The sequence below is a fragment of the Pseudomonas sp. P97.38 genome, assembly GCF_001269745.1.
Classification (GTDB): Bacteria; Pseudomonadota; Gammaproteobacteria; order Pseudomonadales; family Pseudomonadaceae; genus Aquipseudomonas; species Aquipseudomonas chlororaphis_E.
This window is the reverse complement of sequence record NZ_LHVJ01000028.1, coordinates 221,193-240,518: the sequence shown is the minus strand read 5'-3', so window position 1 is coordinate 240,518 and position 19,326 is coordinate 221,193. Positions and strand designations below refer to the sequence as shown.

The window sequence follows — 19,326 nt, the reverse complement described above, 5'->3', positions numbered from 1 at the left end:
GACCAATTCGATAGGTCCATTGCGAGGGTTGTCATGAGCCACGCCGTACCGCCGCTGTCGTTCAATCCGGCCGGCATTGAGCTGGATCGCCGCCAGGGGCTCAGCCGCCAGCTCTACCAGGCGTTGCGGGCGCGGGTGCTGGACGGACGCCTGGCCAGCGGCACGCGCCTGCCGGCCAGCCGCGACCTGGCGGCGGCCTTGTCGATTTCCCGCAACAGCGTGGTACGGGCCTACGATCAGTTGTACGCCGAGGGCTTCATCGAGGGGCGGGTGGGGGACGGTACCTATGTGGCGCAGTTGTCCTCGCCAGGATCGGGGTGGCCGCTTCGCGAGCAAGCTCGCTCCCACAATGGAACGCGTGCCTGCGCAGGAGCGAGCTTGCTCGCGAAGGAGCCCGCGCCGAAAAACATATCCACAAAAATATCCACAGGGTTGTCAACAGGCTTATCCAAGGAGTTATCCACAGATTGGTTGGATTTACCTGTGCTTTCATCCAGTAAAGTTATCCACAGCGGTGCCTTGGGACGGGTCGAAAAGCACTATTTGGCCCAACCTCCCAGCGGTCCGCCTCGGGCGTTTCGGGTGGGTGTTCCGGCGTTCGACCTGTTCCCGTTCGACGTCTGGGCCAAGCTGAATGCGGCTTTCTGGCGCAAGCCCGACCTGCAACAGCTGTGCTACGGCGACTCCCAGGGCGATGCGCGCTTGCGTGGCCTGATCGCGGCTTACCTGCGCAGCTCTCGCGGCTTGTCGTGCACCGCTGAACAAATTGTGATCACCAGCGGTGCACAGCAGGGCATCAGCCTTTGTGCACAGTTGCTGGTTGACCCTGGCGACGTCGTGGCGGTGGAAAATCCGGGCTATCGCGCGGCTGGGCATGCGTTCTCCGTGGCCGGTGCCGATGTAAGGGGCGTAGCGGTGGATGGCGATGGCCTGGATTGCACCGCGCTCAGTGCGTTGAGCCATTGCCGGCTGGCCTATGTGACGCCGTCCCATCAATACCCGACCGGGGTCGTCATGAGCCTTGCACGGCGCCTGGAGCTGTTGGCTTGGGCCGAACGCAACGACGGCTGGATCGTCGAGGACGACTATGACGGCGAGTACCGCTACAGCGGCGCGCCGCTGGCGCCGTTGGCGGCCCTGGATCGCCAGGGGCGCGTGCTCTATGTCGGGACGTTCGGCAAAGTGGCGTTCCCGGCCCTGCGCCTCGGTTATCTGGTGCTACCTGCGGGTTTGGTCGATGCCTTCGCCCGGCGTCGGGCCGTGGATGTGCGTCACTCCGAAGTCAGCACCCAGGCGGTGATGGCCGAGTTCATGGCGGCCGGGCATTTCCAGCGTCACATCAGGCGGATGCGCCGGGCCGCGCTGGCCCGGCGTGACGCGCTGCTGGCCGGTTGGCCCAAAGGCATCCCGGGGGTCGGCACCCTGCCAACCGTCGTCGCCGGGCTGCATGTCACGGTGCCGGTGGAGAGCCTGGCCCGTGAGCGCGAGCTGATCGCCCAGGCGACGGCGGCGGGGGTCGAAGTCAATGGCCTGAGCAGCTATTGGCTGCCCAGCACCACCGCGCCCATCCACGGCGGGCTGGTGCTGGGCTTCGCCGCGGTCCCGCCGGCGGCCATCGCGACCGCATTGGCGAGCCTGGCGCAAGCCTGGAAGCCCTGAGGCCTCGGTTCATGTTCGTAATACCGTTAACTCAAAAACACCACCGCCCCGTGGCGAGGGAGCTTGCTCCCGCTGGGCTGCGTAGCAGCCCCAAAGCTTGGGACCGCTGCGCGCTCCAGCGGGAGCAAGCTCCCTCGCCACGAGCCCTGATAAACCTGAAGTGAACGGCACTACGGCTCATGACCGGGTTTTTTGGAAGAACACCTCCTTGGCCTGGTCCACGGCAATTTCGCTGCGGTAACGGTCGATCAACTGGCGCTGGCTGAGGGCTTGGCCGGCGTCGGTGGCAACGGCCTGCTGGCTGGCTTGCTCAATGGTTTTCAAGCGCGCCGAAAGGAACGCATAGGCAGGCACCCAGTTGGTCGAATAGCGGAAGTCGGCGAACCAGAGCGTCTTGCCGCTTTTCACGTCCTTGATCTCGTACCGGTCGAGGTAGCCGTAGGGCGGGTTCTTGATGCGTTGTCGGCTCTTCTGTTTGGTGATGGAGATCTGGTTCCGGCTTTTAAGCCACACGATGCTGCTCATGGTCGGCGGGCGCTGCTTGATGACATTCAACACAGTGTCGAAACCCAGGACGTACAACGCGCTGGCTTCGCGCTCAAGCTGCGTGCGCAAGGCTTGCGCCGAGCGCCGTTGTGCTTCTGGCAGCTCGAACGTTTCGTTCGAAGCCACGCCTTGGGCCTGGTCGAGGGCCTTCTGGATGGCCGCGCTGACTTTCTCCATCCTGCTGGCGTGGGCATTGAGGATCATCCCGATCCCGGCGGGCGTCTTGTCGGGCTGCGTGACCGCGTCTTGCATCTGCGCCTTGAACGCCGCCAGGCCGTTGATCAGGTCCTGGCCCTTGGTGACGCTGACGTCCAGGGACGGAACCGCGGGCGGCGTCGCGTCGGGTTTGACATGGGGGATCCACTCGCCGGTTTCCTTGCGGTGGAACGTGACGATGATCTCCCCCGAGAACGGGTTCTTCACATCGACCCAATCGGTTTCCTCCATCAACCGGGACAAGCGCGGCTCACCGCTGACCAGACCCCAGAAGCGCGCCCGGATGAATTTTTTCCTCGGTCGGGGGCGTTGCTCGTACGGAGAACCGGCGTTGCGCCTATCCCGGCGCTCATCGAGGGCCGCCGCCAAGTGCTGCATCGTGGTTTGTTCCAGCGTGGCAATCCCCTTGCGCAGACGGGCCAGTTGGAGCGGCCGCACGTTGCCCCTGTACTCGTTGCCCAGGTAGTGCAGGTGTTCGTCGATGGCGACGAACTGCTCGGCCAGGCTGCCGAACGCGTCGATGCGTTCATCGAGGCGAATCACGCTGCGTTCGTCGATGGCATCGCGCAGGCTCTGGAACGCGACCGTGGCGTTATCAACGATATGGTTGATCGCTTCCCAGCCTTCGGGCATCGATCCGACGCTGTCGAGTGTCAGGCACAGGTGGCGGAACATATCCAGCTTGATCAGGCGCAGGTCGGCGCTGGTATAGAGCGGCATTTTCTTGCGGTGCCGGCGGATGAACTCGAAGCCTTCATAGCCGACGCTCTTCAGTTCGATGAACCGCGTCTCCATGTAGTCCAGGCGCTCGATCATATCGTCGCCGACGCTGATCATGCTTTCGGCCGCGTCGATGTGTTGTTGCTCCAACACCCTGACCCCGGAGGTGACCATGCTTTTGGCCTTGCCCAGGGCCGGGACGAACCGTTCCCCCAGCGCCTCCATCTCGGCGAAGGTGAAGTTGATCTGCGCATTCAGGTAGCCGAGCCGTGTGCGGGGGTAGTCGGGCCGGGACTGGAACAGCGGCCATTCCATCAGGGTTTTCAGCGCTTGTTCGTAGTTTTCCCGCTGGGCCTTCAACGTTGCGATGTAGGTGTCGCGCTTGACCTCCCTGGCGGTGCCCGACGCCGCGTCCATTTCCACGGCGTACATGGTCAACAGTTTCTGGTTCTGCGGTTTCTTGGCTTCGAATTGGTTCAGCGAAGCCAGCAGGTCGATCCGGCGCCGCTGCGCATCGGCGATGACTTTCTGCCGGATGCCCCTGGAGCCGCTGCCACGCACGCGCAAGCGTGTATCGATGTGCCATTTGCCGTGGGCATCGCTGATCAGCGGGGGGCCTTCGCGCGCAGGGTCCTGGGCGTCGACGATAGACACCAGCTCGCCTTCGACCTGCACCTTGAACCATTTGCCGGCCATTTTCGCACGCCAGATCCCATCCTGTTCGTAGAGACCCTTGAGGGCACCGTCGCTTTGGAATGAGCCGGGGTTTGCCGGTTCGTCGATGCTGAAGCTGTCGAGCTGCCGTGTGCTGTCCTTCGAGATGCCCATCAACGCGCCGCTGGAGCGGATGGCCTCGAAGTGCTCGGTGGGCAGCGAAGCGCTGGCAAGCGGCGCGAGTTGTTCGATCACCAGCTTATGAGGCGGCTTAGGCAGACTTTCCAGTTCGCGCACTTCTTGCGAGATTGACTCGCGGTGAGTGTTTCTGGCCGCCCTGGCGCGGTCGACGGCATGGGTGATGATCGCCAGCGCGATGTTCAACAGCAGGTCGGTGAACGCCTCCCACTTGGCCGGCCGGTCGGCCGCATCCTTGCCCTGGGTGAGCTTGTCGATGTCGTCCAGGATCTGCCAGAGCCAGCCGGCGGTGCCGACGGCGGTGCCCAGGTAGGGCAGGGCGAGGTTGAACAACAACCAGCCCGCGCGCTTGAAGGTCTCCCAACGGTTTTCCCGGTTGGACACCGATTGACGATCGGCCAGGTCAACCAGGGCCATGGCATTGGCCTTGAACAACAGCGGCAGGAAATTCGTCCCCAGGGTCTTGTCGGTCAAGCTGACGGGACCGCTGTTGGCCAAGGCGCTCAACGGGTCGGCGACGAATGCCACGATACCCCAAGGGGAGGGCAAGACATCCGGAAAAACGAATCGGCCGTAATCGTCGCGCACGCCATCGGGCAACCAGGCCAGTATCGATTGGCGTAACGTTGGGTCTTGTCGGATGGCGTACAGCAGGTTGCTGAAAGACGGATACTGGCTCAGTTGCGGTTCCAGCATGGGCCGATACAGCAGGCAGGGCCCGGCGCTGGAGTTCTCGGGGCCGATGATGAACATGTTGCTCACCACGTCTTGCGCGTCGCCCAGTTGCAGTTCTGGCACGAAAGCCAGTGGGCGCAGGACGATGGTTTTGCCGTCCACCTTGCGATCAGCTGGCGCAGGCTCCATCAGCGCGGCGACGTAGCGGTAGCCGGTGTCGTCGAGGTGACCCTGGCCGCGGATCTTGCATTCGAGCGCCAGCATCGGCAGCTGGATGCGCAACTGAGCGGTGTACAACTGTTCGCGGCGGCTCGATTCAGCCGGGTCGTCGAGCAGCATCCGCTTGATCAACTCGGGGTAGACGCGACCGATATCGACCTGGGTGATGAGGTTCTCGACGTACTCGACGGTCAGCCATCCGGGCGTTGGCGTGTCGTCCCGCAGCTTGACGGTCTTGTCGCCGACGGGGAGGGAGATCAGGTTTTGCAGGGCCAGCTCGACGAGGCTCAAGCGCGTGGTCTCGATCTGGCCGGGTACCGCGAAGCTCCCCCAGATCACCGGGCTGCGCACCTCGATCTCGATGTCCTCCAAATCAAGCTTCGAGGCGTCGGCATGGTCCGCGACCATCTGCTTTTTCAGCAGGTTCAGCGTGAAGTCCTTGAGCGGCGCGATGCCGTCCAGGTAGGTCTTGCCAGCATGCACCTGGTTCAGGATCGACAGGTTTTTCATGTGCTGGGCAAACAGGATCTGATCGGACGGCGAGGCATCCATTAACCAATGAGGCATCTGTTTCTGGAACCAGGCCACGAGCAGATCTTCTTCGCCTTCTTCAACACTGGCAGGAGGCTCGTAGGTTTCCCATGTCTGTGGGAAAGACCCGATGATCTCGATCTGTTCGGCAATCATCCCGCAGGCCTTGTGATCGAAAATATTGCCCTCAGGCTCATACAGACGCCATTTGATCTTGCGATAGGTGGCCGGATCGAAATGGGCGGCGAGGGATTGCCCCAGGGCCTGCTGTGAATCGAATTTCTGGTAACCGCCGGCGATCGAGTACTTGAGGATGACCTCCTTCTTGTCGAGGGTGCCGATCAGCACGATCGAACTGTCACTCAGGCGCTTCGTGCTGGGGCCGTCGACATTATCGATGTCGATCAAATAGGCGTGGCAATCGTAAGGGTCGTGCTCTTTGCGGTTCTTGCGGTCGGGGTAGGCGAACAATCGTCGAGCCATGTCGCACTCGGTCGCGGTCCAGCCCTTGATGCGCCCGACGTTCCAGGCCTGGCGCAGCGCACTGGAGAGTAGGTGCCAGCGGGGACCGGACCCACCGAGAGAGTCGTTCCAATACGCCAGTTGCTGTTCCTGGCAGGCTGTCAGCATGGCCGGCATCAGCTCATTGAGCAGGCGCCCGATCTGGTCGATTCGCACCGGTAAATGCACATCGGGGGAGGTGAGTGGCAGCTGGGTCAGGAAGTGCAGGCCTTCGATCAGCAGTATCGAATCGTCTTTTTCATTCACCAGGCCGGCGAGTATTTCGCTGAGGGTTTCGTAGCGCGTGGACTGTCGCACGATTTGGTCATCGACAATGTCCCAGGCCGGCTCGCCCACCACGGTATTGTGCGGATCGAGGTTCAGCGTGGGGTAGAGCTTCCTGAGGCCATCGCGCAGAAGAATCGACGCGACCTCCGGATACGTGGGCCCGGCGAGCAACTGATTCAGGATCGCATCCTTGGGATTGGCATCGGCCTTGGGTATCGTGGGGGTGGCTGTGGGTGTCATCTGAGTCTCCCTGTCTCGCGACGTATGGAATGGCGAAGCCGAGCGCTTCGGGATTGCCATGCTAGCGGCGCGAAAAACAGGGGCGGCGGTAACTATGTATGGGGCTTTTGGGGGAGGTGGCTGGGGGATCGCCATCGCGAGCAAGCTCGCTCCCACACTGGAGTCACGGGTGTACCCAAGACTACAAACCCCACCGACCCTGTGGGAGCGGGTGTATCCAGGACTACAAACCCCACCGACCCTGTGGGAGCGGGCTTGCCCGCGAAGACGCCAGCTCATTCAGCACGGCGGTGCCTGACTCACCGCCATCGCGAGCAAGCCCGCTCCCACACTGCAATTGCGGGTATGCCAAGGCTTTCACACCCTCAGGTCAGGGACGACCTCACTGCGCTATTGACCCGACTTGATCCTCGTCCAAGCCCGCGTGCGCGCCCGTTCGGCGTCCCGTGGCAAGGGTTGCAAGGTGTACAGCGTGGCCATGGCCGCTTCGGTCGGGTACAGGTTGGGGTTCTGGCGGATCGCCGGGTCGACCTTTTCCGTGGCGTCCTTGTTCGGGTTCGGGTAGCCGACAAAGTCGCTGATCGGGGCGATCACCTGCGGTTGCAGCAGATAGTTGATGAAGGTGTAGGCATCTTCCGGGTTCTTCGCTCCCTTGGGGATGGCGAGCATGTCGAACCAGATCGGCGCGCCTTCCTTGGGCAAGCGCATGTCCACGACAACGCCGTTCTTGGCATCCTTGGCCCGGTTGGCCGCCTGGGAGAAGCTGCCGGAGTAACCGACCGCCACGCAGATGTCGCCGTTGGCGATGTCGGCCATGTACTTGGACGAGTGGAAATAGGTGATGTACGGACGGATCTTCATCAACAGCGCTTCGGCCTTGGCGTAGTCCGCCGGCTTCTTGCTGTTGGGGTCCAGTCCCAGGTGCTGCAAGGCCAGGGGCAGGATTTCCGATGGCGAATCGAGCAGCGCCACGCCACACTGCTTGAGCTTGCTGATGTTCTCTTCCTTGAAGATCAGGTCCCAACTGTTCACCGGCGCGCTGTCACCCAGGGCGGCCTTGACCTTGTCCGGGTTGAAGCCGATCAGAATGGTGCCGTACATGTAGGGCACGGCGAATTGGTTGCCCGGGTCGTTGGCTTCGATCAGCTTCATCAGCTTGGGATCGAGGTGATTCCAGTTCGGCAGCTTGCTGCGGTCCAGGGGCTGGAACACCCCGGCTTCGATCTGCTTGGCCAGGAACACATTGGACGGCACCACCACGTCGTAGCCCGAGTTACCGGTCAGCAGCTTGGCTTCCAGGGCCTCGTTGGTGTCGAAGATGTCATAGACCAGCTTGACCTGGCTGTTCTGCGCCTTGAAATCCTCCAGCGCCTTGGGCGTGATGTAGTCGAACCAGTTGTAGACCCGCAGGGTCCGCTCTTCGGCATGTACCGCGCCGCCGAACAGCGCAGCACACAGGGCTGGAACCATCAAACGCTTGAGTCTGCTCATGCTTTTCTTCCTCATTGGGCGCTTTGGAAACCTTCAAGGACGTTCACGGCGTTGATGCCGATTTCTGCCACCGCGTACCCGCCTTCCATCACGAACAGGGTCGGCTTGCCGAGTGCGGCGATGCGTTTGCCCATCGCCAGGTAATCCGGGCTGTCGAGCTTGAATTGGGAGATCGGGTCGTCCTTGAACGTGTCCACACCCAGGGACACGACAATCACATCGGCGTCGTAGCCACGGATTTCGCCACAGGCCTGCTCCAGCGCCGCGCTCCAGGTGTCCCAGCCCGAGCCGGCCGGCAAAGGATAGTTGAAGTTAAAACCTTCACCGTCGCCCTCGCCGTGCTCGTCGGCGTAACCCAGGAAAAACGGAAACTCCGCCTCTGGATGGCCGTGGATCGAGGCGAACAACACGTCGCTGCGCCCGTAGAAAATCGACTGGGTGCCATTGCCGTGGTGGTAATCCACATCGAGGATGGCGACCTTGCGATGACCCTGGTCGAGAAAAGCCTGGGCGGCGATGGCGGCGTTGTTGAGGTAGCAATAACCGCCCATCAAGTCACCGGCGGCGTGATGCCCCGGCGGGCGGCACAACGCAAACGCACTGCGGGCGCCGGCCTGGATGTCGGCCTGGGCGGTCAGGGCCACCTGGGCGGCGCTGTAGGCCGCCTGCCAGGTGCCGGCAGTGATCGGCGCGCCGCCATCGAAACTGTAATAGCCGAGCTGGCCGTGCAGGCTGGTTGGCATGACCGTGCGCAACGTCCGCGCCGGCCAGGTATAGGGCAACAGATCTCCCTCGCGATTGAACGCGGCCCAGCGCTCCCAGGCTCCTTTGAAAAACGCCAGGTACGCCGCGCTGTGGATACGCTGGATCGGCCCGAGACCAAAATCCCGTGGCGCCTCGACCGGGCCCAACGCCCGCGCCTTGACCCGCTCCAGCACATGATCGGCCCGCGAAGGCATCTCGAAACAGGGCATCAGCTGCCCATCCATCAACTCACAGCGGCCGTGATGCAGGTGGTGATCGTCGGAATAGATCGTCAGCATTTATTGTTCTCCGCAAGGCTGTTCCGGTAACTGACAGTCTTGCGGGATGCGCTGTTGGAGAGAACGGCAGGAGCGGCCAAAAGGGGATCGAAATGGCCAAAAGGTTTGACCGTAAATGGCTCTTTGTGGGGGGCAAGGAGAGGTGGGCATTCTCTCTGTGGCGAGGGGATTTATCCCCGTTGGGGTGCGAAGCAGCCCCAAAACTCAACACGATCTATCTGGCTGACTAGTCAACCGATATTCTGAGGGAGACGAGGCGATGCGAAAGCTCCGGTTTCTGATTGCTCAAGGTGCGGAACTGCGGCGAGTGCACCTTTGCTTCGTTGACCGGCCCTGGCTCCATGAAAAATAAGGTGCCTCGCCCGAAAAAGGCCGCCAGCTTACGCAACTGGTTGAAGGTCAGCCCCGCCTCGCCGGCCATCACTTTTTCAAAGCTGGCAGGTGCTATATCGATCTCACGGGCGAGCTCGTCCCGAGTCATACCGTGATCGGTACAACACCAGTCTATCCGCGCGAGATTGATTGGATACGTTCCATGATTTGAGTATGTAGACGGTGTGTACCGGTGAACATGAGCCACCAAAGCTAGCTGCCGAAAGCTTGATGCGGTCGGGCCTATGACTTTCCCGGGGAGCTAGCATGCCCGAGTGTCATCGATACCGGCTCGGCCAGTGTTATGGAAACGATAGAGCTCGAGGGCAGGGCTGAAAAGCCGGCGGATTCTGGTGCGGTTGTAGGCAAAGGCGCAAGGATATGTGGCTTGGAGGTGCGGTGGTCAGCCTGGCTTGACTCTCAGAAGGTGGAGAAGCAGGAGCAAGCATCCACGTGAATGTTATTGAAGGGGGCAATAAATCCAAAGCCGCTCGCCAACAACGTCACGCACTCAGTGTTTTTCCCACGAAGCCCTAGGAAAACGGCGCAACCGATGTAGAAGGGGCCTACAGCCCAACCCTCCGCCCCTGCGTTAGCGTCCGTCTTGCCTTGACTGGACGAGACTTCCCCCTCCGTGACACGCAAAAAAAATATCCCCCAGGTTCAAAACCCGCCCGGCGGCGACGGCCATCACGTCACCTATCGGGACATGACTCCCAGCGAACTGGCCGAGCGCGAAGCCGGGCAATTGGCTCATGAAGCCATGCTTGCCCGGCAGGCTGCCTATGAGAAGGAACGCTGGGCCACGGTAGAGAAAAAGCTACGACCCGTGGTTGGAAGCGTGTTCGCCAAGAGCTGCAAGCTGCCTGACGGCATCACTGATTACAGCAACCCCAACGGCTACGTGCCGGCAGACCTGGTCAAGCAGTACGGCGAGTTGGTTTGGCTCGGTGGCCGGCAGGCTGACGCATCGGGGGCTGTTCCCCTCAAGCGGATTGCCGCTGGTGCAATGCCCGTCTCGGTGGGCGGGTTCGCCCTCGGCGGCACAGCGCTTGGAACGGCCAAGGCAGCGGCCGGCAGCACCGTCATAGCCGGCCTGTTGACCGGCCTGGTCGCCCTGCTCTGGCCTTCCAGCCTGGGCGATAGCTCGCTTTATTCCGAAGAGCAACTGCGCAACCTCAAGCAGGCCCGCAGCCGTATGCGCTTGCAAATCGAGCAGCAGGCAGACGGTAGCCTCAAAGGGTACGGTTATTACACCGGGCAGAATCGTGATTGGGAAATGGTGGATGTGGTTCACCTCGCTCCTCGGGCCGATCAGTATGTTGCTGATCTGGGCGACGGTGTCGAGTTGATCTGGACGCCGGCTATTGATCCGGCTGACACGTTGGGTATCCCAGCTTTGGAAGCGGCGCCTCAGGCGCCTGCGGTCTGGATCTATCCGCCGACGCCGATGGCCGACAGCATCATTGTTGATCCGATTTATCCGCCGGAGTATCGGGATTTTATTTTGGTGTTTCCGGTGGAGTCGGGGGTTCGACCGGTTTATGTAGTGGTGAGCACTTCCCACCATGATTACCATCCGGCGCCGAAGTCACTCTCGGCATATCCCGATGCAACCTATGCGAAGGGTAAAACCCGAATGAAAGGTGGTGCGTTGCGAAAACGCTGGAAATTGTCGGACGGAAAAATTTTGGAGTGGGACTACCAACATGGCGCATTGGAAACCTACGATAAAAGAGGAAACCACCTTGGCGAATACGATCCGGTCACAGGAGCTCAAACCAAACCAGCCAATCCGAAACGGAAGATAGAACCATGATTTTTGAGATTTGCGCCTATGACAAAATCACTGAAGATTTGAAGTTTGTACTCCCGATTCCACTTGGTCACACTGAAGAGCTGAGAGCGATCATGCATTGGAGCAGGCCCGAGGACGAGCTGTTCGTATACAACCTCACCCAGGACCAAATCATCCAAATCGAAAAAATGATAAGTACAAACTTCGATGACCCGAAATGCGACTTCCAGATTTCATCGCATCTGGCAAATTAGCCATAGGGTTTGGTGGGCCGTCTCATTATCCAGTCCCTGCTTGAACGCGTGCCAGCCGAGCAAATCGTCGCCCTGGTCAGGAGAAATAGGGACAAATTTATTTACTGAAATACGAATTGTGGCGAGGGAGCTTGCTCCCGCTGGCCTGCTTAGCAGGCCCCTGTGTTTCTTCAGATTTTCCGCAGTCTGTGTCCCGCTAGTGCCAATTACATGGCAAACCGAATCGCCTAAATAGACCGTTGGTTCACGCGCTTGGAGAGCGCTTCGGCGCTTTCTTTGCGCTCGGAGTAACGATCCACCAAGTAATGTTCGCGGCCTCGCACGAGCAGCGTGAACTTCATCAGCTCCTCCATCACATCCACAACGCGGTCGTAGTAGGGCGAGGGTTTCATGCGCCCTGCTTCATCGAACTCGAGAAAGGCTTTCGGCACCGATGATTGATTGGGGATCGTGACCATGCGCATCCAACGACCCAGCACGCGAAGCTGGTTCACCGTGTTGAACGATTGAGATCCGCCACAGACCTGCATCACTGCCAGGGTCTTGCCCTGCGAGGGACGAACCGCCCCGAGTGCGAGGGGGATCCAGTCGATCTGTGCCTTGAATACGGCAGACATGGAGCCGTGACGTTCTGGCGAGCACCAAACCTGCCCCTCCGACCACATCACCAGGTCACGGAGCTCCTGCACCTTGGGGTGGTCAACCGGTGCGTCGTCTGGCAACGGCAACCCGGAAGGATCGAAGACAACCGTCTCAGCGCCCATGAGTTCCAGAAGGCGCGCAGCCTCTCGTGTCAGTAACTGGCTGAAGGAACGTTCACGGGTCGACCCATACAGTAAAAGGATGCGCGGTTTATGGGGTGGCACTGCTCGTTCCGACAGTTTCTCCGGGGTCGGGACGTCAAGCAGTGACAGATCGAGATTCGGGAACTCATTAGCGGTGTCGCGGGTGAATTCGGTCATCACAGCGCTCCCACGGCGTCCAACGCCTGTTTCAGTTCTGTCTTGCCAAGGGTGCTGAGGTCGAGAGCAAAGAACGCCGCAAAGCGCTGGCGGATTTTCGCGACCGTCGCGTCGAATGCCGCTTGCACCTCCTCATCACTGCCTTGCACATCCGATGGATCAGCCAGGCCCCAGTGACTCTTGATCGCCGGTCCGAAGTAGACAGGGCAAGGCTCGCCCCTGGCCTTATCACATACCGTGATCACTATGTCTGGCGGGTTATCGGCGAAGCTTTCAGAGCCCTTGCTGTAGAGCCTTGAGGTGTCGATGCCGAGGTTCTGCAAGGTGCTGACTGCGCGTGGATTGAGGCGCCCACTAGGGACGCTTCCCGAACTGATCGCGCTTATTCCCTCGGGTGCCATGTGGTTGAACAACCCTTCGCTCAGCACGCTCCGGCAGCTATTGGCGGTGCACATGAACAGGATTCGCATGGGGTACTCCTGCCGCTTTCGGCGGTCGTCAGAGGCTAAGGCGCAACGCCAGAGCAGAAAGGGTGAATCACTCGATAAGGGCTGGGCAGCAGGCTGTTTCGCGCACGGGACGTCCGTTCATATGCTGTAGGCGGGAGGTGTTGTCCTTGAGCCAGTCGATATTGGCCTTCGAAGTCCGTTGCAGGATGTCACGCACCCAATCGGGAAGCGCCGGATTAAGACGGTAATAGACCCATTGGCCCTGACGGCGATCAAGCAGCAAGCCGTTGCTGCGCAGTAGGGCAAGGTGTCGGCTGATCTTTGGCTGGCTGTCGTCGAGTGCGCACATCAACTCGCAAACGCAGAGCTCGCCTTGTTCGGCAATCAGCAGGATGGCGCGGACGCGAGTCTCGTCGGCCAGGCTCTTGAAGACATCGAGGGGCGTGATCATGTCGCGCACTCGTAACATATGGAAAATCGAATATACGTATTTCCATATGTTTCGTGCAAGGCGATATTTGATGAAAGGCCTGGCGTCGAACGCCTGATGCCGTTCACTTCAGTCGGATGAAACCTTTGTGGCGAGGGAGCTTGCTCTCGCTGGCCTGCGTAGCAGGCCCCGGTGTTTCTTCAGGTAAACCGAGTTCTCTGGTTTTGCGACTGCTGCGCAGTCGAGCGGGAGCAAGCTCCCTCGCCACGGGAATTGTGTTGAATTCATCGCGAGCAAGCTCGCTCCCACAGGGGATTGGTGGGGCTATTTACGCTTGAGCATCTCCGGCAACTGCGCCACCAGCTTCTGATTATTCAACGGCGCGCGGATGAACCCGCGTTGCTTACCGTCCGGGCCGATGACGGCGAGGTTGCCGCTGTGATCGACGGTGTAGTTGGGTTTGCTGGTGTCCGCCGGGATGAACGGAATGCTCACCGCATTGGCGAGTTTTTGCAGGTCTTCGATGGAAGAGGCGGTGAGGCCTTTGAACTGCGGATCGAAGTAGCCCAGGTACTGCTTGAGCTGCTGGGGCGTGTCGCGGTTCGGGTCGACGCTCACCAGCACGATCTGCAGCTTGTCCACAGCCTCCTTCGGCAACTCGCTTTTGATCTGGCGCAGCTGGGCGAGGGTGGTCGGGCAGATGTCCGGGCAGAAGGTGTAGCCGAAGAACAGCAGGCTCCATTTGTCTTTCAAGCCATCCATCGCCACCGGTTGGCCGTCCTGGTCGGTCATTTTCACGTCCGGCAGGTTGCGACTCTGGGGCAGCAGGATGATGCCGGCGTCGATCAGCCCCGTCGGGTCGCCTTCGCCCTTGCCGGACAGCACCTTGTTGACGGTAAGGCCGAGGATCAGCGCGATCACGGCCACGAGGGCGAAGACGGTTTTCTGGGTTCGAGTCATAGGCTCAACAGTAAGTAATGATCTACAAGCAGGGCGATGAACAACAGGAACAAGTAGTAGATAGAGTACTTGAACGTGTTGATCGCCGCGTGCGGCCGGCTGCCACGGTACAACACCACGGCCCATTGCAGGAACCGGGCGCCGAGTACCAGGGCGCAAATCAGGTAGAGCATCCCGCTCATCTGGATCACGAACGGCATCAGGCTCACCGCCAGCAGCACCAGGGTGTACAGCAGGATATGCACCTTGGTGTAGTGCTCGCCGTGGGTCACCGGCAGCATCGGGATGTCGGCCTTGGCGTATTCCTCCTTGCGATGGATGGCCAGGGCCCAGAAGTGCGGTGGGGTCCAGGCGAAGATGATCAGCACCAGCAGCAGCGGTTCGGCGCTGACGTGACCGGTGGCGGCCACCCAGCCCAACAGCGGCGGCGCGGCGCCGGCGAGGCCGCCGATGACGATGTTCTGCGGCGTCGCCCGTTTCAGGAAACCGGTGTAGACCACCGCATAGCCCAGCAAGGAGGCCAGGGTCAGCCAGGCGGTCAGCGGGTTGGTGAAGGCCAGCAGCAACGCTTGCCCGGCCACGGCCAGGGCCAGGGCGAAGGTCAGGGCGGCGGCAGGGGATACGCGGCCCTCGGCCAGCGGCCGTTTGTGGGTACGGGCCATGACCGCGTCGATGCGCCGGTCCACCACGTGGTTGACCGCCGCCGCGCCACCGGCGCACAAGGCGATCCCCAGGTTGCCGAACACCAGCACCGTCCACGGTACGCCGGCGCGAGTGGCGAGGAACATGCCTACCAGCGAGGTGATCAACATCAGCACCACCACCTTGGGCTTGGTCAGCTCCAGGTAATCGCGCCAGATCGCCCGGCTGTGGCGTTCACCGGTCAGGGTTGCCATGGCATCTCTCCTTTTATCGTGATGGGGCTGGCGCCGTGCTTATGCGGCGTGAACCGCCAGCGCAGCGGCACCTGATGCCTGACCCGGACCAAGCTGGTCCGGGCGTGATAATTGACCAGCACCAGGGTCAGCAGCAGCGCGGCGCCCCCGGCGTTGTGGGCGACGGCCACCGGCAGCGGCAAATGGAACAGCACGTTGCTGATGCCCAGGGTGATTTGCGCCGCCAGGGCCACCAGCACCAGGCCGGCGAGGCGGGTCATGCCGACCGTCTTCAACTGCCAGGCCAACCCCAGCAGCACCACCGTGACCAGCAGCGCGCCAATGCGGTGGGTCAGGTGGATGGCGGTGCGGGCATTGCTGTCGAGCTGCCCGCCCAGGTAATTGGGGCCGATGTGTTGGGTCAGGTGAAAGCCGTTGGCGAAATCCGCTGGCGGCAGCCATTGGCCGTGGCAGGTGGGGAAGTCGATACAGGCCACCGCGGCGTAGTTGGAACTGACCCAACCGCCCAGGGCGATCTGGCCGATCACCAGCAACAACCCGGCGGTGGCCCAGTGTTGCAGGCGCTTGGGCACGGTCAGTGCCGGCAACACGCCGGACAGGCGCAAGGTCAGCAAAAATAACAGGCTCAGGGTGGCAAAGCCGCCGAGCAAATGCCCGGTGACCACCTGCGGCCAGAGCTTGAGGGTCACGGTCCACATGCCGAACGCCGCTTGCGCGAAGACCACGGCCAGCAGGAACAGCGGCAGTTTCAACGGCAGGCCGGGGTGCCGACGGTTCATCCAGGCCCGGGCGGCGAGCACGGTGATCAGCAGCCCGAGGGTCCCGGCAAAGTAGCGGTGGACCATCTCGTTCCAGCCTTTATGGGCTTCCACCGGCGCGTCGGGAAAGTGCAGCTCGGCATGGGCCAGTTGGGCTTCGCTCTTGGGCACGCTGATGAAACCGTAGCAACCGGGCCAGTCCGGGCAACCGAGGCCGGCGTGGGTCAGGCGGGTGTAGGCGCCCAGCAATACGACGATCAGTGCCAGCAACGTGGCAAACAGCGCAAGGCGAAATCCAGGTTTGGCCATGTCGATGCCCTCATCCGATGTTCGACAGTTTCAGCAGGTGGCGCAGGTCGTTGAGCAGGTCCTTGCCCTTGACGCGGGCGTCGTAGCGCAGCACCAGGTTGCTGTGGGGGTCGATGATCCACAGCTGGGCGCCGCCCGTGTCCTGGGCACCTTTGCGGTAGGCCGGCAGGTCCAGCGGGTAGCGCTGCAGTTGCGGATACTCGCGCTGCAATTGGGCGTCGTACTCGGCGTCCAGCGGCTGGGCGATGGCCAGGGCATGGCTGGCGCGGGACGCGTCGCGACCGAGGCCGATCTGCACCTGCCGGGCCAGGTACACCAGTTGCCGGCAATCCACCGAGCACGCCTGCGGTGCGGTGACCAGGATCTGCCAGCGCTGCTCGTCGGCCTGCACGCCGATCTCGGCGCGGGTCTGGCCGTTGCCGATCAGTTCGCCGTGGTAGCTGCGGCTGTCGGGCACCCAGAACTGGAACTTGTACATGCCGGTGGCGAGGATCATCGGCCCGATCACGCCGAACACGATCAGCAGCAGTTGCAGGCGCCCTTTGCGCCGGCTGGGCGTGGCGGGTGCCTCAGACGTGTTGGTTGGATTCATGGTGGTTCCCATGCGGTCTCCCTGCGTTGTGCCATCCGAGATAAAGAAAAAGGCCGAACAGCGCCGCCGCCATGGCGAACCACTGCACGGCATAACCGAGGTGTTTTTCCGGGCCCATGCTCACCACCGGCCAGTCGGTCCGATAGGCGCCCGGGCCGCCTTGCTGGCGCAGTTCATAGCTGAAGCCGTTGCGCCCCAGTTCCGCCCAGAGTTTGTCCGGTTCGATGGCGGTGACCAGGCGCGGCCACGGGGCGGCCACCGGGTCGGCGTGGAGCTGGAAGGTGGCGCCCGGTGCGACATAGACCCAGGCTTGAACGCTCACCGGTTGCTCCGGGGTGCTGAAGACGGGAGGCGTGCGACGGTCAGGCCATGGCAGCCAGCCGCGATTGACCAGCAGCCATGCGCCGGTTGCACGGTCGAGAAACGGTTGCAGCAGTTCGACGCCGACCTGGCCGTCGTGCTGGCGGTTGTCCAGCAGGATGCTGTGCTCGACGTCGAAGTGACCTTGCAGCTCGACCACGCGAAAAGCCGGGTCGGTGGTCTGCGCCAGTTCGGTGCTGTCCATCGGGGGCGCCACGCGGCGCTCGGCGTATTGCTGCATGAGCACGCGCTTGTATTCGCCACGGCTCAACTGCCAGAACCCCAGGCACACCATCAGCGGCACCAGCACGGCCACCACCAGCGTCGGCACGAGGCCCGGCCGGAAGCCTCTCATGGCGCCGTCCGAAAGTGCTCGAACGGGATAGCTATACTCACCTGCATCGCGTCCCCCCCGGAGTATCCCAATGCTAAAAGCAGCCATCGTCCTGATGCTGATTGCCACGGTTGCGAGCCTGTTCAGCGGCCTGTTTTTCCTGGTCAAGGACGACAGCGATTCCAATCGCCTGCTGATTGCCCTGGCCGTTCGGGTCGGCTTGGCCGCGGTCACCGTCGGCTTGATCGCCTGGGGTTTCTTCAGCGGCCAGCTGGTGTCCCATGCCCCGTGGTAACGCGTGCTCCTAGAGCACGTAGACGAAGATGAACAAGCCGATCCACACCACGTCGACGAAGTGCCAATACCAACTCGCCGCCTCGAAGCCGAACTGATGCTCGTTATCGAAATGCCCGCGCAGGATGCGCATCAGCATGACGAACAGGATGATCGTGCCGATGGTGACGTGGGCGCCGTGGAACCCCGTGAGCATGAAGAAGGTGGCGCCGTAGACGCCGGAACCCAGGGTCAGGCCCAGTTCCTTGTAGGCGTGGATGTACTCCTCGGCCTGGAAGCCCAGGAAGGCGCACCCCAGCAGCACGGTAATCGCCAGCCATAGCTTCAGCGCACCGCGATGGCCTTTCTTCAGCGCGTGGTGGGCGATGGTGATGGTGACGCTGGAGCTGACCAGCAGCACGGTGTTGAGCAGCGGCAGCCCCCAGGGGCTGATGACCTCCTTGGGTGCCGGGTAGAGTTTCGGGTCAGGGTTGTTCAGCAATGGCCAGGCGTATTCGAAGTTGGGCCAGAGCATGTGCGACAGGCCCTTGGTGCCTTCGCCCGCCAGGCCCGGCACCGACACGTGGCGGACATAGAACAGCGCACCGAAGAAGGCGATGAAGAACATCACCTCCGAGAAAATGAACCAGCTCATGCCCCAGCGGAACGAGCGGTCGAGCTGCGGGCTGTAGAGCCCGGCGCGGCTTTCCTTGATCACCGCGCCGAACCAGCCGAACAGCATGTAGGCCACCAGCAGGCCGCCGATGAAGAAGATCAGCGGGCCATGGGACTCCGGTCGCGCGGCCTTCAGGTCGTTGAACCAGGTCGCTAGGCCATACACCGTGACGAACATCCCGACCGTGGCGATGATCGGCCATTTGCTCTGGGCCGGAACGTAATAGTGTTCGTGAGTTGCCATTTATTGTTCTCCTTATCGGGCACGCTATCGGTCAGTGTTTAGAGCCACCGGTGGATGACGAGCGGTGATATCGAACAGCGTGTAGGACAGCGTCAGGTGCTTCACATCCTTGGGCATGTCCCGGTCGACGATGAAGCGCATGGGCATTTCGATGCGTTCTCCGGGTTGCAGCACTTGCTGGGTAAAGCAGAAACATTCGGTCTTGTGGAAGTACGCCGCCGCGGTGCTCGGCGCGATGCTTGGCACGGCCTGGGCACTCATCGGCCGGTTGGTGGGGTTGTGCGCGACGAAGACCATTTCGTTCACGGCACCCGGCTGGACCACCAACTGATCGCCCTTGGGGTAGAAGTCCCAGGGCATGTCCACCGCATTGGTCGACAGGAATTGCACGCGCACCTGGCGCGACGCATCGGTGACCTGCTCGCCCTCGTACTGCCCGGCAGTCTTGCCGTTGATGCCGAACGCCTTGCACATCACGTCGTAGATCGGCACCAGGGCGAAACCGAAGACGAACATGGCCACCACCACGACCAGCAGGCGGGTGACCAGTTTCTTCAGCGAAATCGAGTCAGCCATGGCATCGGCTCCTTGCACCGAACCTTGTGGGAGCGGGCTTGCTCGCGAAGAACGATGACGCGGTGTTTCTGTCAGACCGCGTCTTCTGATTCGCGAGCAAGCC

General features: G+C 61.7%; 18 protein-coding genes. 4 read left to right on the top strand and 14 right to left on the bottom strand.

Annotation, left to right across the window (positions count from 1 at the left end; genetic code table 11):
• The first annotated feature begins 33 nt into the window (after positions 1–33).
• On the top strand, positions 34–1,659 hold the full coding sequence (locus AD664_RS24005; RefSeq protein ID WP_053150461.1) for a PLP-dependent aminotransferase family protein: 1,626 nt from the start codon (positions 34–36) through the stop codon (positions 1,657–1,659).
• A gap of 177 nt (positions 1,660–1,836) precedes the next feature.
• Here the strand turns inward: AD664_RS24005 and AD664_RS24000 are convergent, their stop codons facing one another.
• The 4 genes from AD664_RS24000 to AD664_RS23985 all read right to left on the bottom strand — a co-directional run bounded on the left by AD664_RS24000 (position 1,837) and on the right by AD664_RS23985 (position 9,561).
• Positions 1,837–6,447 (bottom strand): dermonecrotic toxin domain-containing protein, encoded by a 4,611-nt coding sequence (locus AD664_RS24000; protein WP_053150459.1) that lies wholly within the window; start codon positions 6,445–6,447, stop codon positions 1,837–1,839.
• A gap of 390 nt (positions 6,448–6,837) precedes the next feature.
• Entirely contained in the window at positions 6,838–7,938 is a 1,101-nt protein-coding gene (locus tag AD664_RS23995) for a polyamine ABC transporter substrate-binding protein (RefSeq protein ID WP_053150453.1), read from the bottom strand.
• 11 nt (positions 7,939–7,949) lie between these two features.
• On the bottom strand, positions 7,950–8,981 hold the full coding sequence (locus AD664_RS23990) for a histone deacetylase family protein (RefSeq protein ID WP_047735700.1): 1,032 nt from the start codon (positions 8,979–8,981) through the stop codon (positions 7,950–7,952).
• 226 nt (positions 8,982–9,207) lie between these two features.
• Positions 9,208–9,561: a helix-turn-helix domain-containing protein gene (locus tag AD664_RS23985; RefSeq protein ID WP_371260986.1), complete on the bottom strand. Its 354-nt coding sequence runs from the start codon at positions 9,559–9,561 to the stop codon at positions 9,208–9,210.
• A 426-nt stretch (positions 9,562–9,987) separates the two neighbouring features.
• On the opposite strand from AD664_RS23985, the gene AD664_RS23980 reads away from it, so the two are divergent.
• Positions 9,988–11,172, top strand: coding sequence for an S-type pyocin domain-containing protein (locus AD664_RS23980; RefSeq protein WP_053150447.1), 1,185 nt, complete (start codon positions 9,988–9,990; stop codon positions 11,170–11,172).
• A complete protein-coding gene (locus AD664_RS23975; protein WP_053150444.1) occupies positions 11,169–11,405 on the top strand; it encodes a hypothetical protein in 237 nt (78 codons plus the stop codon). Before AD664_RS23980 ends, AD664_RS23975 begins: the two co-directional genes overlap by 4 nt.
• Positions 11,406–11,632: 227 nt before the next feature.
• Here the strand turns inward: AD664_RS23975 and arsH are convergent, their stop codons facing one another.
• The 8 genes from arsH to AD664_RS23935 form a co-directional block, all read right to left on the bottom strand.
• A complete protein-coding gene (gene arsH, locus AD664_RS23970) occupies positions 11,633–12,367 on the bottom strand; it encodes an arsenical resistance protein ArsH (RefSeq protein ID WP_053150441.1) in 735 nt (244 codons plus the stop codon).
• Positions 12,367–12,837: an arsenate reductase ArsC gene (locus AD664_RS23965; RefSeq protein ID WP_053150437.1), complete on the bottom strand. Its 471-nt coding sequence runs from the start codon at positions 12,835–12,837 to the stop codon at positions 12,367–12,369. The genes arsH and AD664_RS23965 overlap by 1 nt, the downstream gene beginning before the upstream one ends.
• A 67-nt stretch (positions 12,838–12,904) precedes the next feature.
• The gene (locus tag AD664_RS23960) at positions 12,905–13,267 is read right to left on the bottom strand and encodes a metalloregulator ArsR/SmtB family transcription factor (RefSeq protein ID WP_053150689.1); all 363 of its coding nucleotides are present in this window, start codon (positions 13,265–13,267) and stop codon (positions 12,905–12,907) included.
• A 303-nt stretch (positions 13,268–13,570) separates the two neighbouring features.
• Positions 13,571–14,206 carry an SCO family protein gene (locus AD664_RS23955; RefSeq protein ID WP_053150434.1) on the bottom strand — a complete coding sequence of 212 codons (636 nt, stop codon included), beginning with the start codon at positions 14,204–14,206 and terminating at the stop codon, positions 13,571–13,573.
• Complete coding sequence (gene cyoE / locus AD664_RS23950) at positions 14,203–15,102, bottom strand: heme o synthase (protein ID WP_053150431.1); 900 nt, start codon at positions 15,100–15,102, stop codon at positions 14,203–14,205. The genes AD664_RS23955 and cyoE overlap by 4 nt, the downstream gene beginning before the upstream one ends.
• A complete protein-coding gene (locus tag AD664_RS23945) occupies positions 15,090–16,169 on the bottom strand; it encodes a heme A synthase (RefSeq protein ID WP_053150428.1) in 1,080 nt (359 codons plus the stop codon). Before AD664_RS23945 ends, cyoE begins: the two co-directional genes overlap by 13 nt.
• A gap of 10 nt (positions 16,170–16,179) precedes the next feature.
• On the bottom strand, positions 16,180–16,773 hold the full coding sequence (locus AD664_RS23940) for a hypothetical protein (protein ID WP_053150686.1): 594 nt from the start codon (positions 16,771–16,773) through the stop codon (positions 16,180–16,182).
• On the bottom strand, positions 16,739–17,476 hold the full coding sequence (locus AD664_RS23935) for an SURF1 family protein (protein ID WP_053150425.1): 738 nt from the start codon (positions 17,474–17,476) through the stop codon (positions 16,739–16,741). Before AD664_RS23935 ends, AD664_RS23940 begins: the two co-directional genes overlap by 35 nt.
• Before the next feature lie 70 nt (positions 17,477–17,546).
• Here AD664_RS23935 and AD664_RS23930 point away from each other — a divergent pair, with 70 nt between their 5' ends.
• On the top strand, positions 17,547–17,750 hold the full coding sequence (locus tag AD664_RS23930; RefSeq protein WP_042731238.1) for a twin transmembrane helix small protein: 204 nt from the start codon (positions 17,547–17,549) through the stop codon (positions 17,748–17,750).
• Positions 17,751–17,759: 9 nt separating this feature from the next.
• Here the strand turns inward: AD664_RS23930 and AD664_RS23925 are convergent, their stop codons facing one another.
• Positions 17,760–18,647 (bottom strand): cytochrome c oxidase subunit 3, encoded by an 888-nt coding sequence (locus tag AD664_RS23925; RefSeq protein WP_053150423.1) that lies wholly within the window; start codon positions 18,645–18,647, stop codon positions 17,760–17,762.
• A gap of 24 nt (positions 18,648–18,671) precedes the next feature.
• Entirely contained in the window at positions 18,672–19,223 is a 552-nt protein-coding gene (locus tag AD664_RS23920) for a cytochrome c oxidase assembly protein (protein WP_042731240.1), read from the bottom strand.
• Between the last annotated feature and the right edge of the window lie 103 nt (positions 19,224–19,326).